Genomic DNA, 14,999 nt, shown 5'->3' with positions numbered 1-14,999 from the left:
GCCATCCGATGAACACGAATTCCACTCCCCAGAAGCCGCTCTTCGCCGGGCGCAGCTTCCGCGTCGACTATGACGGCCTGTCGGCGCACAACATCTACTCCGAGGATGGCGAGTCGATCCACTACGCGATCGTCGCCGGCCCCTACGCCGGAGCGACTGGCGAGGCCCGTTGCGCGTGGCAGGAAATCTCGGAGGGCGTGTATGCGATCTCGTGGCAGGAAGCTGATGGCGCGACCGTGGTGCATGTCGACGACTTCGTGCGCGGCCGCTCCATGGCATTCTTCACCGCCGCGGACAAGGCGTTCTACCGGATGCAGGGCCCGTTGACGGCGCTGGCCGACCCGTCGGCTACCCAGCGCTGAGTATCCTGATAGATCCACGCCTGGTGCCGCATGTCATCAGAGCGTGACGGAGCGACAGCGGGACGTTGCCGGTCATGCGGCGGCGGTACCGTTGCCGCAGCAGTCGCAGTCATGGTCATCAACGGCATGCTGCCACGACGTCGCGCATGTCCGCGCTGTCCAGCCCCTCGGTAAACGCGCTGCGGATCTGGTCAAGCAGTTGCCTGGCCGGCTCGGGCCTGCCCTGGTGCAGCCAGAGCCGCACAAGGCTTAGTGAGGCCCGCAACTCCAGCGACCTGGCATGCTGCCTGCGGGCTACCGCGATCGCCTGGTGAAAACACGCTTGCGCGTCATCTTCAGGCAGAAGGCCATCGGAACGGCAGCCATGAAGGATCATCTCGCCCTTGATCCGATGCCACTCAGCTTCGCAATAGTGCTCCCCGGTCCTTTGCACCGCGTCTTCCGCTTCGGCTAGCGCGTCCAGAGCTGAATCGACCTGTCCCATGCGTGCGTAGATTTGCGCCAGCAGTTCCTGGAAGTGCGAATGTCCCAGCGCCGCACCGGTGGCGTGGTACGCCGCCAGCCCCTGGTGCATCTGCGCGATGCCTTCCTCATGCTGCCCTTGCTCGGCCAGCGCCCAACCGCGCAGGACGGTCGACCAGGCAAGCCACACGGGGAAGCCCTGCTCGCTTGAGAGCGCGATGGCCGCGTCGGCGCACTCCAGCGTGAGCCTTGGGTCGCAGCGGAACTGGTGCAGCTCGGCCGCCAGGCAGAGGGAATGCGCGAGACTGAAGGGATGGGACAGCTGCCGGGCCAGCGTGAGCGAATTCTGTGCTCGCTTGCAGGCCTGGTCCGGATAGCCGAGATTCCACAGGACCAATGCCGAAAAGGATAGCGCCCGTGACTCCGGATCGACGCCATGCATATTCACGTGGACATGATCCGGTTCGGCGCCGTAGAGGGCGAGCGCATCTCGCAGGTGGCCATCGGAGGTCCTGAATCTTCCACAGTAATACAAGGTCGTGGCGAGCGAAACATGGGCCTCGCCCAAGAGCTCCGGGTCCTGCGTCTTCCTGGCCTGCGCAAGCAGTTGCTTGCCCAGCTTGTAAGCCTTGCGATGCTCGGAGCGCAGGGAGAAATACGTGCGCAAACCGACTAGCGTGGGAAAGAGCTGTGGGGTCTCCCCGACCTCGCCGCACAGCGCCAGGGCACGGCTGTAAGTGGCTTCGACCTCGGACGAGGCAAAGCCCCTGGCGGCGATCAGCGCCGGCCCGATGGCAAGGCGCAGCGTGAGTTCCTGGCGTGCGCGTTCGGGCGAATCGGGCTGGCGCTGGAGCAATTCCAGCGCGGCATTCAGGTGGCGGATCGCTTCGTGGTACGCGGAGCGCTGTACCGACTGCTGGCCGGTACACTGCAGGTACTCGACGGCCTTCGGTTCGTTGCCGCTCAGGCTGTAGTGCCGAGCCAGCTCGCTGTAGTGATCCTTCAGCTGATGCCGGAACAGGGCTTCGATCGCCTGCGCCGTGCGTTGGTGCAGCGCGGTGCGCTCTTCGGTCAGCAGCGAGCTGCCGGCGACTTCCTGGGTCAGCGCATGCTTGAACATGTACTCCGTATCCGGGAATGCAGGCCGCTCGTAGATGAATTCGCCGGCCTCCAGCCTGGCCAGCAGCGGCTGCAATTGTTCCTCCGGCTGGGAGACCACGCGCTGGATCAGGCTCAGGGAAAACTCCTTGCCGATCACGGCAAGGCTCTGCAGCAAGTCCTTCTCGGGGCGGGGCAGCCGGTCGATGCGGGCAGCCAGCACGCCCTGGACCGTGGTGGGAATATGCAGCGCGATAGGGGTCTGCTCGATGCGGTAGTGGCCAGGTTCGCCGAGCAGGGCCTTCTCCTCGGACAAGGTCTGCACCACTTCCTCCATGAAGAAGGGATTGCCCTCGGTCTTGTCCAGGATGAGCCGCTTGAGCGGCATCAGCGCGGGATCGTCGCCAAGCAGCGCGGCGAGCAGTTCCTGGGCCTCGGCCTGGCCCAACGAATCGAGCCGGAGCTCGGTATAGGCGTCCTGCTGGTGCCGGCCATGCCGGTACTCGGGCCGATAGTTGAGCAGCAGCAGGATCCTGGCACCTGGCAGGTGGCTGGCGAGGACATCCAGGAACGCCTCGGTCTCGCTGTCCAGCCATTGCAGGTCCTCGAAGATCAACTCGAGCGGCTGGTTGTGGCTCTCGCGGACCAGCAGGCGCGTGATCGCGTCGAACGTGCGCTGGCGCCGGATGCGGGGATCCATGTTCGGTAATGCCGAACCCGGCTCGCTGATGCCGAGCAGGAAGAGCAGGTAAGGCAGCAGCTCTTCCAGTGTGCGGTCCAGCATCAGCATCCTGCCAGCGACCTTCTCGCGGCACCTGCGCTCATCATCGAGCGGCTCGATCTGAAAATAATTCTTCACCAGGTCGATCAGTGGCAGGTACGCGAACGACTTGCCGTGCGACACCGAGAAGGTCTCCAGCACCATGCAGCCTCGCTGCGACAGCACCTTGAACTCGTGGAACAGCCGTGACTTGCCGACCCCGGCCTCGCCGACCACGCCCACGATCTGCCCGTGTCCCGCCTTGGCCTGCTCCAGCGCGTCACGCAATTGCGCCAGCTCGCCCTCGCGGCCTACAAACCGCGCCAGGCCGCGGTGTTGCGCCACCTGCAGACGTGTGCGCAACACGCCCAGGCGCAGCACCTCATACACGGCAAGCGGTTCCCGAACGCCCTTCACCTGGGTCGCGCCCAGGGCCTTGAAGTCGAAATACCCCTCGGTCAGCTTGCAGGTCGCCTCGCTGACCAGAATGGAAGACGGCGTGGCGATGCTTTCCATCCGCGAGGCGATGTTGATCGTGTGTCCTACCGGATCGTAGTCGGTATGCAGGTCGTCCCGGCGGATGGACCGCACCACCACCTCACCGGTGTGGATGCCCACCCGGATCTGGAGCGGTATGCCTTGCTCCAGGCGGATGCGGTCGCTGTGGCGGCGCATCGCTTCCTGCATCCGCAGCGCCGCATACAGCGCGCGCTGCGGGTGATCTTCATGCGCGATGGGCGCACCGAACAGGGCCAGTATGCCGTCGCCCAGCGACTTGGCGACATAGCCTTCGTAGTGGTGCACGGCCTCCATCATCAGGGCGATCACGGGATCGATCAGTCGGCGTGCTTCTTCCGGGTCCAAGTCGTGGATCAGCGCCGTGGAGCCCGCCATGTCGGCGAACAGCGCCGTGATGGTCTTGCGCTCGCCGGCGGTCGCGCCCCTGGCTTCCATCGCCGCCTGCTGCGCCAGGATTCGTTCGACCAGGTGGCGTGGGGTGTAGTCGATGGGAGCGGGCGCCGTCGTCGGCTGATTTCCATCAGAAGGGCCGACAGTCGGTAAGATCAGCGATGCGCCGCATGCGGTACAAAACCTGTCGGCCGAACCCGAGTCGTGGCCACAGTGCGGGCAGCGTCGGCCCAGTCGCGATCCGCAATCCTTGCAGAACCTAGCGTCAGGAGGGTTCTCGGAACCGCAGTTTGTGCAGTGCATATAGACCTCGTCACTTCAGGTCCCTGTCTCTGGATGATTAGACGCTTTCTCCACTTTGGGATCAATGGGCGGCACATCAGATCGCCGACGTCGCGCAGCCACTCGGTCCGAAAATACGGATCGATCCAGCGACGCGATCCGCGCCATCGAAAAACGGCGCCGCTGCAGCCACAGCGCCGTCTGCTCCTGATTGCAGAGGCTGGTGTGTTGTCGAGAGCGCTCGGCAGGCGTGAATCCTGAGCCTGGTCATCAGGCTCAGGAATAGCGTCGGATGGACTTTGCTACTTACTCGGCCACGACATGCGCAACCTTGATGGTCTGCGCATAGCGAGCCGCCTCGTCGGCAATGACCTTCGCGTAGTCCGCACTGGATCCTCCCACGGGTTCGATACCGGCAACGTGGAACTGCGAGACCACCTCGGGCATTTTGACTGCCTCGGAAACCGCGTCGGCCATTTTCTTGACCACGGCGTCCGAGGTTCCCTTTGCGGCAAGCAACCCGACCGTCACAGCGAAGTCGTATCCTGGCACCACCTCGGAGATTGCCGGAATCTTAGGCGCAAGAGCGGAGCGCTGCAGGGAGTTGGTGCCGAGAATCTTGACCTGGCCCGATTTGACGAAGCCTGACAGCGACGGCAAGGCAGCAAACACCACCTGGACCTGGTCCCCGATCAAAGCCGGAACGGACTGGCCGGAGCCACGAAACGGTACGTGCTTGATATCCAGCTTGAGCGCGGTTTTCAGTGCTTCCATCGACAGGTGATGGGTGCTGCCGATGCCGGAAGATCCATAGTTGAGCGTGCCAGATTTGGATTTTGCCAGCGCGACGAAATCGTTGAGTGAGTTGGCTGGAACGCGTGCATTGACGGCGAGGAAGAGCGGGGACCTGGCGGCAAGCGAGACGGGTACGAAGTCGCGCTTGGGTTCATACGACAGGTTTTTGTAAATCGCCGGATTGATGGACATCATCGAGCCGTCGGTCACCAGGAACGTGTAGCCGTCGGCAGGGCTCGTCATGAGCGCCTGGGCGGCGACCACGCCATTGGCGCCGGGCCGGTTGTCAACGACCACCGGCTTGCCCAGGCGCTGGGTGAGTTGCTGGGACAAAACGCGCGCAACGGTGTCAGGCAAGCCTCCGGGCGCGTAGGGAACGATAAAGCGGATGGGCTTGGTGGGCCAGGCATCGGTGCTGGCCATGGCCAATGCGGGAACGAATGCTGCGGTGAGGCCGAGGCCCAGGCTGAGGCAAAGCCTGCGTCGTGCTAGGCGGATTTGGGGGCGGTTCATGTGTTGTCTCCACTTTACGATCGTAGTGCATGCGGCGACCCTTGGCGATGCCGTTCTGACGACGGCATTCGTGGGCTCGCTGCGCGGGGGTTACCCGGATGGTGGTCTTGGGCGAGCCATGGGGTCAGGCGACCGGTGATACGTCGACAGGATATGGCGAAGCCCTCGCCCGGCGCGTGAGCGTGACGTCCCGATCCTCGCGTGCCGAGGTCAGCATCGCCAGGCAGACCTCGAGCGTGGACCGCGCCCACGCGCCGTCATGGAGCGGGTCGCGGCCATGGATGACGGCGTCGACCAGTTCGTCGATGACCTCGAAGCGGGGCACCGCCGGTGCCGGCAGGGGGATGTGCTCGCGCTGCGTGTCGGCGTAGATCCAGATGCCGTCCGGCATCGGCCGGATATCGGCATGTTCGCAACTCACGATGACCGGCCCGAAGTGCTGGTTGGCGAGCGCGCGTTCCGTGCCGGCCGGGGCCTGCCACGACGGGCCGCCGTAGGTGCCATCCGTCTTCAGGCGCGCCTCCGCCTGCGCCGAGCCGATCGACGCCAGCTTGCGCCGTGCGCGGCCGTAGTCCTCCTCGCGCGTGGCGAATCCCATTTCGCTGAAGCCGCCGTTCCACGGGTCCGTGTCGAAACGGCCATAGCCGCTGTAGGTCAGCGACGCGTAGGCACCGTCCTCGAACCAGAGCATGGCGCTATAGGCGCCCTCGGTCGGCCGGGCCGGGTCCCATCTGCCCAGTGTCGCCCGCACACGTGTGGCGGGCGCGCCTGCCAGCAAGCGCACCACGTCGACCTGGTGCGCGGCCTGGCTGAACACCACGCCGCCACCGGCCTCCGTCTGCAATTCCTCGGGGCGCCGCGGGCGATACAGGAAGTCGGTGTAGTTCAGCGCGTGAATCATGCGCACTGCGCCGAAGCGCCCTGACGCGATTAGTTGCCGCGCGTGCAGGTATGGCGAATCGAAGCTGTGGCAATGCCCCACGATTATCCGTACGCCGCCGCGCTCGCAAGCCGCGATGATCCGGTCGCACTCCGCGAGCGAGATCGCCATCGGCTTCTCCACGAGCAGGTGCTTGCCGCTTTCCGCCGCCAGGCACGCGTGCGCAGCATGGTACTGATGAGGGCTCGCGATGTAGATGGCGTCAAGGTCTGGCGACGCCGCCATGGCCGCCAGGTCCTCATAGACGGGCGCATTGAAATCGCGCGCGAACTGCACGCGTGCCGCCTCGCGGGGATCGCAGGCGGCGGCGAGGCGCACGCGCTGATCCGCGAGGAACGTAGGCAGCATCAGCGAGAAGGCCCGGCCGAGCCCGACCACGCCCAGGCGCACTTGCCGGGTTGCGTTGGCGCTCATAGGTCGATCACCAGTTCGGCGCACTTTGCCCGCGAGACGCAGATCATCACCTGGTGGTCCATCTCCTCCGGCATCAGCACCATGTCGCGATGGTCCGCCTCGCCCGAGACCAGCCCGGTACGGCATGTGCCGCAAGTGCCGCTCTCGCAGGACGATGGCACATTGCAGCCATGCTGGCGCAGCACGTTCAGGATGCTCGCGCCGACCGGCACTTCGTAGCGTTGCCCGCTGCGGCTGAGCACCACGTCGAACGGCTTGTCGTCGGCACGCACGCCGCCGCCCTCGTTGAAGCTTTCGAAGTGGATCCGGGTGGCGGGCCAGTGCCCCGACATGTCGCGCACCGCCTCCATCAGGCCGCGCGGACCGCAGCAGTAGATGTGGGTGTCGCTCGGACGCTCGAGCACCGGCCACAGATCGAAGGCCTTGGCGGGATCGCCGAAATCGTGGTGGATCTTCACCTTTCCCTTGAGTTCGGGCGCCTGCAGTTCGTCCAGGAAGGCGGTGCTCTCGGGCGAGCGCGTGAAGTAATAGAGCCGCCATTTTGCGGTGGAAAGCTCGCCAAAGCTGCGGATCATCGACAGAATCGGCGTGATGCCGATGCCTCCGGCGATGAAGACGAATGCCTTGGCGTCCTCCAGCAGCGGGAAGGCATTGTCGGGCAAGCCGACCGGGATCAGGTCGCCTTCGCTGGCATCGTCGCACAGGCTCTTCGAGCCACCCTGTCCCTGTTCGTCGCGCTTCACGGTGATCATGTAGCGGTTACGCTCGGCGGGGTCGTTGCATAGCGAGTACTTGCGCAGCATGCCGTTGGGCACCTGCACCTTGATGTGAGAGCCCGGCGTGAACGGAGGCAGCTCGGTGCCGTCCGCCTGCACGAACTCAAAGCTGCGGATGCCTTGCGCGGCGTCCTGGATGCGCGCGATGCGCAGCAGCATCGGCGTATCTGCGTGGGGCTCGGGATGGAGCGGTGTGGTAGTCATGATGCGCATTCCTGTCAGTCGACGATGCGCATCGACAGGTCGATCGCGCGCACGTCCTTGGTCAGCTTGCCGCTGGAGATCCGGTCCACGCCGGTGGCGGCGATGGCCTGCAGCGATTTGAGGTCGACGCCACCGGAGACCTCCAGCTGCGCCCGCCCGGCGTTCAGCGCACAGGCGCGACGCATGTCGTCGAGGCTGAAGTCGTCCAGCAGGATGCTGGTGGCCCCGGCGGCCAGTGCCGCCGCCAGCTCCTCCAGGTCTTCCACTTCGATCTGCGCCGGCACATCGGCGCCGAGCTGCGCCGCGCGTTCGAGCGCCTCGCGCACGCCGCCGGCCGCGGCGATATGGTTCTCCTTGATCAGGATGCCGTCCCACAGCCCCAGGCGATGGTTGGCGCCGCCGCCCACGCGGACGGCGTACTTCTGGGCCAGGCGCAGGCCAGGCAGCGTCTTGCGCGTGTCGAGCATCGCGCAGCCGTTCGGATTGGGCGACACGCCGGCGATCCGCTCGATGTAGCGGCGCGTCACGGTGGCGACGCCGGACAGCGTCTGCAGGAAATTCAGCGCAGGGCGCTCCGCGGACAGCAGCGCCCGCGCGTCACCGGTGATGCGGCAGACCTCGGAGCCGGCCAGCACGGCGTCGCCCTCGGCAATCCGCCATGCGATCAGGGCGTCCGGATCGAGCCGCGCCACGCATGCGTCGAACCACGGCTGGCCCGCGATCACAGCGTTTTCCTTCGCCACCACGCGCGCTTGCACGCGCCTGGCCGCCGGCACGAGCTGCGCCGTCCAGTCGGCGCGCCCGATGTCCTCGCGCAGCGCGTCGTCGACGTTGCGTCGCAGGGCCTGCTCAAGGGTTTCGTTGTACTCGAACATCTTTGCTCCTGGAGGTGCGCGGGCGCGGCATGGCCCCGCCGCGCGTTTGTCAGATGCTGTAGGACTCGTAGGTGGCGGGGTGGAACATCTCCTCCACCGGCACCAGCCGCTCGGACAGGCCCTGGCCATGGTGATGGCGGGAGAACGTCTCCAGCGTGCGCAGGTTTGCCTGCACGCCGTACGACCAGTAGTCCTCGCCCAGCGTCTCGCGGGCGGCCTTCAGCATCTCTTCCACGAACGGCATCGTCACCTTGGTCGCGGACGTATCGGACAGCTGCGCCAGCGCGTGGGCCTTGGACTGGCTGAACGCCTTGAAGACGGCGCCCGGCAACCACGGCTGCGCCTCGGCGAGGGTCTTGCGGATGCCCACCACATGCATGATGGGAAACACGGCGGTGCGCCGGAAGTAGTCTTTCGCCTCGGCGGTCGGATCGTCGAAGAGCCAGCCCACGTTCTCGTTGCGCAGCGCCGCCGCGCCCGGGGGCCGCGGCGCGATAAAGCCGTCGATCTCACCGCTGTCCAGCAGCTCGGAGATGGTGCGGCCTTCGGGCGCGGCCTCCACGCGGACATCGGCGGGAAGCTTCAGCTTCACCTTTTCCGGACGCCCCGGCGTATCGATGCCGCCGCGTACCCAGGTCACATCGGACGGGTGGATGCCAAAGTCGTCCTGCAGGACCGCGCGCGCCCACACGATCGCGGTGAGCTGGTACTCCGGAATGCCGATGCGGCAGCCCTTCAGGTCCTGGGGACGCCCGATACGATCCTTGCGCACGTAGATGGAGGTGTGGCGGAACGCCCGCGAGAGAAAGACGGGCACCGCGATGTACGGACAGTCGCCGCGCGCATGCTTGACCAGGTAGCTCGAGAACGACAGCTCGCTGATATCGAAGTCCTGGCTGCGCATGGCGCGGAAGAACATTTCCTCCGGGTTGAGCGTCATGTAGACGGGATCGACGCCGTCGATCTGGACGCGGCCATCGAGTAGCGCGCGGGTACGGTCATAGTCGCCCATGGCGACGGAGAGGCGGAGTTTGGTCATCGGTGATGGAGTGGGGGCTCGGGGGAATGCGGGTGGCGGTCAGCGGGGGATGTGCTCCTCACGCCGTGACGGAGTACGACGGCTCCAGCTCGGGCAGTTCGGGTCCGCCGGCCCAGACGTATTGCACGTTGAACGTACGCCAGTCATCGGACTTTGGCACCACCGCCTGGAACGCGCAGACGTCGGCGGGAATCGCTTTGGCACCCGTGCCGATCGCTTCGCCGCCTTGCTGGAACGCCCGGACGGCATCCAGCATCTGCTTGCGGAACTCGACGATGGCGAGATCGCTCGCGCCCAGCCGGTCATGGCTGCGGTCGGCGATCGGGCCCATCGTCAGCCACATCGCGACGTCCTGGTTCGGGAAGCCGGCAATCCCGGTGAAGTTGCCCGCCTTCATCGCCTGGCGGTCCTGCCAGAAGCGGTTGTCGATGTTGCGCAGCGGGCGGTAGTACGCGTCCAGGTCCACGCCGACGGTCTGGCGCAGGAACTTGCGCCACGTCTCCGTTTCAGGAGTCTGCGCCGGATGGCCCCAGGCGATGAAGTAGAACGCCGTGTTGGTGTCGTCCATCGGCACATTGATGTTGGCGACGTTGTAGAGGTTGTTCGGCGGGATCAGCGCGGTTGCCGGCGCGACGAAGACCGTGGAGCGCACATAGTCATGCGTCTGCGCCTGCTGGATCGGCCTGCGGATGGCGGCGTAGCGGAACCCGTAGCCGCCGCGCTGCACCTGCAGCCGCGGCGCCTTGTCGGTCGAAGGGCGCAGCCACAGGCTGTCGGTTGCCTTGGCGCAGTCCACGCGCGCCGGCACCATGTCCGAGCTGTGCAGGCTCGAGCTGTGCGCGGAATCGATCGCACCCTCCAGCACCTGGGCCCAGTTGCAAGGCAGCAGCACCTTGGCGATGCTGACGCGGGTGTCCTCGGTCGGCGCCCAGCGTGGCGGCACGAATTCCGGCACCGCGTCCGCCGGTCCCATGTATGCCCAGACCATGCCGCCCCATTCCTTGACCGGATAGGCCTTGTGCTTGACCTTCTCTGCCATGCCGCTGGATGCGGGCTCGGAGACCATCTCCAGCACGTTGCCCTCCACATCCATCTTCCAGCCGTGATAAAGGCAGCGCAGGCCGCCGTCCTCGTTGCGGCCGAAGACCAGTGATGCCCTGCGGTGCGGGCAGTACTCGTCCATCACCCCGACGCGGCCGTCGCTGTCGCGGAACACGACCAGGTCTTCGCCGAACACGCGCGCCTTCACCGGCGCGCCATCGGGCTCCGTCACCTCCTCGAGCAGGCAGACCGGCGTCCAATGCCGGCGCATCAGCTGCCCCATCGGCGCATCGCCTTCTACACGGCACAACAGATCGTTTTCTTCCTTCGTCATCATTTGGGGGCTCCTGGCCAGCGCATCTCCGGCGCTGGCCGGTCTGGCGTTCTGGCTTTGCTTGAAAATACTTAGTGGACTAAGAATAATCAGAGCAAACATCGGTGGCAAGGCGGGATTGGGAAAACCAAGGGAAAATACTTAGGAGGCTAATGAAAAGAGGGCGTGCGCTGTCACAGTCACGTGCGCAATGCGCGGACGGACGGGAAGCAAGGCATCGGCTTGCCAGATGCTCGGCGGAAAGGCGAATACGTGCCGGCTGCGAAGCAGGTCGCAGCCTGGAAGATTGAGAGCGGGAGGGAGGAGGGGGGCGGCTGGAGATGTGTTGGGGAAAACAGGACTGCCAGCCGCAGTCCTCCCCGTGCAGTCGCTTACGCTTGCTCGATACCTTGCTGGTCGCGGGTCAGGTTGTCGATCATCACCAGCAGGGCGCGGCGCGTGGTGGCGACTTCTTCCGTGGCGAGATGCTGGACCGCCACCGCATTGACCTCTTCGGCCAACGGTACCAGCGTCTTGCGCAGCCGCTTGCCCAATGGCGTGAGGAACACATAGATGTTCTTGCGATTGGTCGGCCGGCGCTCCAGCGTGACATAGCCGAGCGCCTCCATGGCTTGCAAGGCCGCGAATGTGGTCGGCTCCATCACGCCTGCTTCAATGCTGAGCTCACGCTTGGTGATGCCGTCGCGTTCCCAGAGAATGCGCAGGAAGGTCCAGTGGCCAAGCTGCACGTCATGCTGGGAGAGCCGGTGCTGCAGCGCGCGCAGGAAGACCCGCGTCGCGTCTTTCACAAGATGCGCAAGGCGATCATTGGGCACGTCGTCGTGCCAGCGGCGCAGGACGCGCTGGGCGATTTCCTGTTCTCTGACTGCAGAGGCTTTCGACATAAGGGCGGGAAGCAAGGGCAAAAGCGTATTCTGCCACGGCTTGTCTGTGCTTTACGCAGGCTCCGCGGCGGGACGGGCTTCCAGGTTCCTGCGCAGGACGACCGGCTTGGCGCCGGCGTGCTGCTTGCAGATCCAGTGCGCCAGCGCCGAATCCAGATGCTGGACATGTGCGGGGAACCACTGCTCCAGTTCTTCAGCCAGCCGGCGCGCAACCGCCACCTCCCCCCGTACGAGCCTTGCCTGCACGCCGGATATCGAGGCCAGCACGGCTGCATGTTCGCCAATGTGGCACTTGCGCGGCGGAAAGGCCGTTGCCTCCATAAGGCTGTCCTCGTGCAGGAAATGCGCTCGTGCCAGTTGCAGCAGTTCCTCCAGCATCTGCGCCAGGCGCTCAACAGGCGCTACGCGCAACGACTGGATGAGTGCCGCAAACCGTCGATGTTCGTCGTCAATAGCGGAATGACCGATCAGTAGACCGTCATGCCAGTACATTGGATTGTGCGCTGCCATCATGCCTCCAGTCATATTATTAGGAGCCTAAGTATTGTAGGATAGACCGGTTCCGTAGGCAACGACAATGAGCATGGCGCGGAGTGCTGTTGGCTGCACGGCTTGGCGAAGACGCCCGGATCCCGTTCGCCGATCGCTTGCTGACGGCGGCCGGCATGTGCCCTCGCGCCGCAGGCATAAGTTCTGAGCCGAGGCCCGGCAGTGCCGCGCAGCCACCGACGTTCAGCGCATGGACGCGTTCGCTTCGCTGTCGATCTGTTTGCGCAAGGTCGCGAAGCGCTTCTCCACATTGGCGCCGAATAGCGGATCGGCACTGGCCGGATCGATGGCGGCGACCTCCGCCCAGTCCGCTTCGGTCAGGAACCGGGCGGCGCGCGGCATGACCTGTTTCTCCTCGGTGGAGAGATGGTTGCGGTAGTACACCAGGTACATGGCGGCGGCCGCTTCGAGTGCCGCTCGCGAGGTGACCACTTCGCTCTGGGCTTCACGCAGGCGGTCGAGCAATTCCGCGCCGACCGTGGCGATCACGCGATGTTCCTGCAGTAACCGGCTGATGATGATCCGCGTGCCGGGATCCCGGTCGACGAGCAGCGCGTAGGCAACATCCTCACGGGGGTGGTGCACACAATCGCCATAGTTGCGCATGTAGTGGATGATCGTGGCCATCAGGCCGTAGTCGGGCTGCTCTCCCTGATGGAAGGTGCTGACCTGCTTTTCCAGCAGGTCGAGCATTGAGGCGAAATGGATATGGTCGGTATGCCAGGCGGCAAGCGGTGTCGGGCTCGGGGTGGAAAGCGCGGCGGAAGGTGAAGTCGAAAGCGAGGTGACGAGTGGGGTGGCCATGGCGCCCTCCTGGGAAACTGGGCAAGCAGACCGTTGAGTCCGATACGATATCGGGACTCGCGGGGCCCTCATTGACACAATAGCTTCCCTGCATGATCTAAGTCTGACGCAGATCAATGCGGCGCTAAGCGCTCGGATCTCGCAAGGGGCGGAAGCCTTATACGCCGCACGTTCAACCTGCGCCGCCCTCTAACTCGCCTCGACGCGAGAGGGTCACCACGGTTAGTCCGGTGCCGGAATCGCCTACGGCGCAGGCAGGCTAGCCGCGTGCGACCGCCCGCCACGCCCCGGGCGGCTGTCCGAAGCGCCGCGTGAAGCTGCGCGTGAAGGTGGTCTGGTCCGGGTAGCCTGACGCCAGCGCGATCTCGGCCAGCGGCAGCGTGGATTGCGTCAGCAGCTGCAGCGCGCGGTCCAGCCGCAGCCGGGTCTGGTAGCGGTGCGGGGTGTCGCCGAAGGCCTCGGCAAACAGGGTCTGGAAGCGCCGCACGCTCCAGCCGAAATGCCCGGCGACTTCCGCCACGCGCAGGGGCGAGTCCAGGTTGGCGCGCAGGTAGGCATCCACGGCCATCAGCGGGAACACCTGCTCGTCGCCGGGCATGCCGAGGCAGTCCGCCAGTGCCGCGGCCAGCGTGGCCGCCAGCTGCCAGTCGGTCTGCGGCCCGCGCGCTGCCGCGGCGGCGCGCCACGCCGCCAGCGCGCGCACGCGGCTGCCGAAGGCGCCGTCCAGCGGGAATGTGCGCGGGCGCGCCATCAGCCGCGCGGGCAGCGCCACCGAACGCGCCGGGAAGTCCGCCACCAGTTGCAGGTTACCGTCGAAGCCGAGGAATTCATGATGGCTGCCGGCTGGCACGATCAGGCCGGTGCGGTCATCCACGCGATAGACGTGGCCGTCGATCTCCAGTTCGGTGGAGCCGGCCAGGCCGAACAGCAACTGGTGGTAGCCGTGCTGGTGGCCGTCCGGCTGCGGGCGGTAGCGCCGGTGCTCGACCAGCGGCGAGGCGTGGGGTTCAGCGGGCTTGGGCATGCCGCAACCTGCCAGGGGTCTGGCACAGCCAGACGCCCGCCCCGGCCACCGCCATGCCCAGTGCCTGCACCGCATCCAGCCGTTCGCCGAACAGCAGCCAGGCCTGCAGCGCGGCCAGCGGCGGCGCCAGGAACATCAGCGCCGCGGCATTGGCGGCCTGGCCGCGCCGCACCAGGCTGACCAGCAGCCAGGTGCCGGCGCCCGACAGGCCGATCGCCGCCCACGCCAGTGTGGCCCACAGCGCCACGCCGCCATGCCAGTGTACCGGCGTGTCGGCGGACTGGATCGCCACCATCGCGGCGGCTACCAGCATGGCGCCCAAGTTCTGCCACGCGGAGCTGGCGCGCAGGTCACAGGCGGCGATGGCGGACTTCTGCAAGAGGGTTCCCATGGTGATGGAGACAATGGCCAGCACGCCCAGCAGCACGATCCAGGGCGACAGGGCCGGCGCGGCCGTGTGCATGCCGGCCTGCATCGCCGGGGCGACCACCAGCGCGACGCCGAGCGCACCCAGCGCCAGGCCCTGCCACGTCCGCCTGGAAGGTAGCTCTTTCAGCAGGGGGATGGCAAGCAGCGCGGTCAGCAGCGGCTGCAGCGCACCCAGCAGGGCCATGATCGCCGGCGGCAAGCCCCTGGCCACGGCGCCGTAGCCGGCGCACAGGTAGATGCCCTGCATCAGCGCGCCGGCCAGCAGGTGGCGCGGCGCCTCGCGCAGCGGCGGCCAGGCCGCGCGCGCGGCCAGCGACCACGCCACGAACATCAGCCCCGCCACGGCAAAGCGGCCCAGCAGGAACAGGCTGGTATCGGCCAGCGGCACGATGGCCTTGCCGACGATAAAGCCGGTGGACCAGATCAGGACGAAGGCAACAGTGGGCAGCCAGACGGCAGCGGACAGGGGGCGCGACATGCAAGCAGGCGTTTCCGCCGGGGCGGG

The 14,999-nt window shown here is 66.1% G+C and carries 13 protein-coding genes; 1 reads left to right on the top strand and 12 read right to left on the bottom strand.

All coding sequences use genetic code 11. From position 1 onward, the window contains the following. Window positions 1-8: 8 nt before the first annotated feature. Window positions 9-362 (top strand): adenylate cyclase, encoded by a 354-nt coding sequence (locus KB879_RS16040; protein ID WP_013953755.1) that lies wholly within the window; start codon window positions 9-11, stop codon window positions 360-362. Window positions 363-480: 118 nt separating this feature from the next. On the opposite strand, the gene KB879_RS16035 is transcribed toward KB879_RS16040, so the two are convergent. From KB879_RS16035 to KB879_RS15980, 12 genes are all read right to left on the bottom strand, one after another. Further along, complete coding sequence (locus KB879_RS16035; protein ID WP_211979408.1) at window positions 481-3,894, bottom strand: adenylate/guanylate cyclase domain-containing protein; 3,414 nt, start codon at window positions 3,892-3,894, stop codon at window positions 481-483. Window positions 3,895-4,179: 285 nt separating this feature from the next. Continuing rightward, entirely contained in the window at window positions 4,180-5,181 is a 1,002-nt protein-coding gene (locus KB879_RS16030) for a tripartite tricarboxylate transporter substrate binding protein (RefSeq protein WP_013953753.1), read from the bottom strand. 124 nt (window positions 5,182-5,305) lie between these two features. After that, window positions 5,306-6,535 carry a Gfo/Idh/MocA family protein gene (locus KB879_RS16025; RefSeq protein ID WP_211979407.1) on the bottom strand — a complete coding sequence of 410 codons (1,230 nt, stop codon included), beginning with the start codon at window positions 6,533-6,535 and terminating at the stop codon, window positions 5,306-5,308. Then, a complete protein-coding gene (locus KB879_RS16020) occupies window positions 6,532-7,515 on the bottom strand; it encodes a PDR/VanB family oxidoreductase (RefSeq protein ID WP_211979406.1) in 984 nt (327 codons plus the stop codon). The genes KB879_RS16025 and KB879_RS16020 overlap by 4 nt, the downstream gene beginning before the upstream one ends. Window positions 7,516-7,529: 14 nt before the next feature. Further along, window positions 7,530-8,390 carry a carboxylating nicotinate-nucleotide diphosphorylase gene (nadC, locus tag KB879_RS16015; RefSeq protein ID WP_013953750.1) on the bottom strand — a complete coding sequence of 287 codons (861 nt, stop codon included), beginning with the start codon at window positions 8,388-8,390 and terminating at the stop codon, window positions 7,530-7,532. A 49-nt stretch (window positions 8,391-8,439) separates the two neighbouring features. Next, on the bottom strand, window positions 8,440-9,429 hold the full coding sequence (locus tag KB879_RS16010; RefSeq protein ID WP_211979405.1) for an ABC transporter substrate-binding protein: 990 nt from the start codon (window positions 9,427-9,429) through the stop codon (window positions 8,440-8,442). A gap of 58 nt (window positions 9,430-9,487) precedes the next feature. After that, window positions 9,488-10,807, bottom strand: coding sequence for a Rieske 2Fe-2S domain-containing protein (locus KB879_RS16005; RefSeq protein ID WP_211979404.1), 1,320 nt, complete (start codon window positions 10,805-10,807; stop codon window positions 9,488-9,490). A gap of 368 nt (window positions 10,808-11,175) precedes the next feature. Beyond that, a complete protein-coding gene (locus KB879_RS16000; protein WP_013953747.1) occupies window positions 11,176-11,688 on the bottom strand; it encodes a MarR family winged helix-turn-helix transcriptional regulator in 513 nt (170 codons plus the stop codon). Window positions 11,689-11,739: 51 nt separating this feature from the next. After that, a complete protein-coding gene (locus tag KB879_RS15995; RefSeq protein ID WP_249221136.1) occupies window positions 11,740-12,180 on the bottom strand; it encodes a bacteriohemerythrin in 441 nt (146 codons plus the stop codon). A gap of 240 nt (window positions 12,181-12,420) precedes the next feature. Continuing rightward, window positions 12,421-13,041, bottom strand: a complete 621-nt coding sequence (locus KB879_RS15990) for a hemerythrin domain-containing protein (RefSeq protein ID WP_211979403.1) — start codon at window positions 13,039-13,041, stop codon at window positions 12,421-12,423. 259 nt (window positions 13,042-13,300) lie between these two features. Beyond that, window positions 13,301-14,065, bottom strand: coding sequence for an AraC family transcriptional regulator (locus tag KB879_RS15985; RefSeq protein WP_211979402.1), 765 nt, complete (start codon window positions 14,063-14,065; stop codon window positions 13,301-13,303). Next, the gene (locus KB879_RS15980; protein ID WP_211979401.1) at window positions 14,049-14,972 is read right to left on the bottom strand and encodes a DMT family transporter; all 924 of its coding nucleotides are present in this window, start codon (window positions 14,970-14,972) and stop codon (window positions 14,049-14,051) included. The genes KB879_RS15985 and KB879_RS15980 overlap by 17 nt, the downstream gene beginning before the upstream one ends. Window positions 14,973-14,999: the final 27 nt, after the last annotated feature.

Source organism: Cupriavidus sp. KK10 (genome assembly GCF_018223725.1).
GTDB lineage: Bacteria > Pseudomonadota > Gammaproteobacteria > Burkholderiales > Burkholderiaceae > Cupriavidus > Cupriavidus necator.
This window is presented reverse-complemented; position numbering and strand designations above follow the sequence as displayed.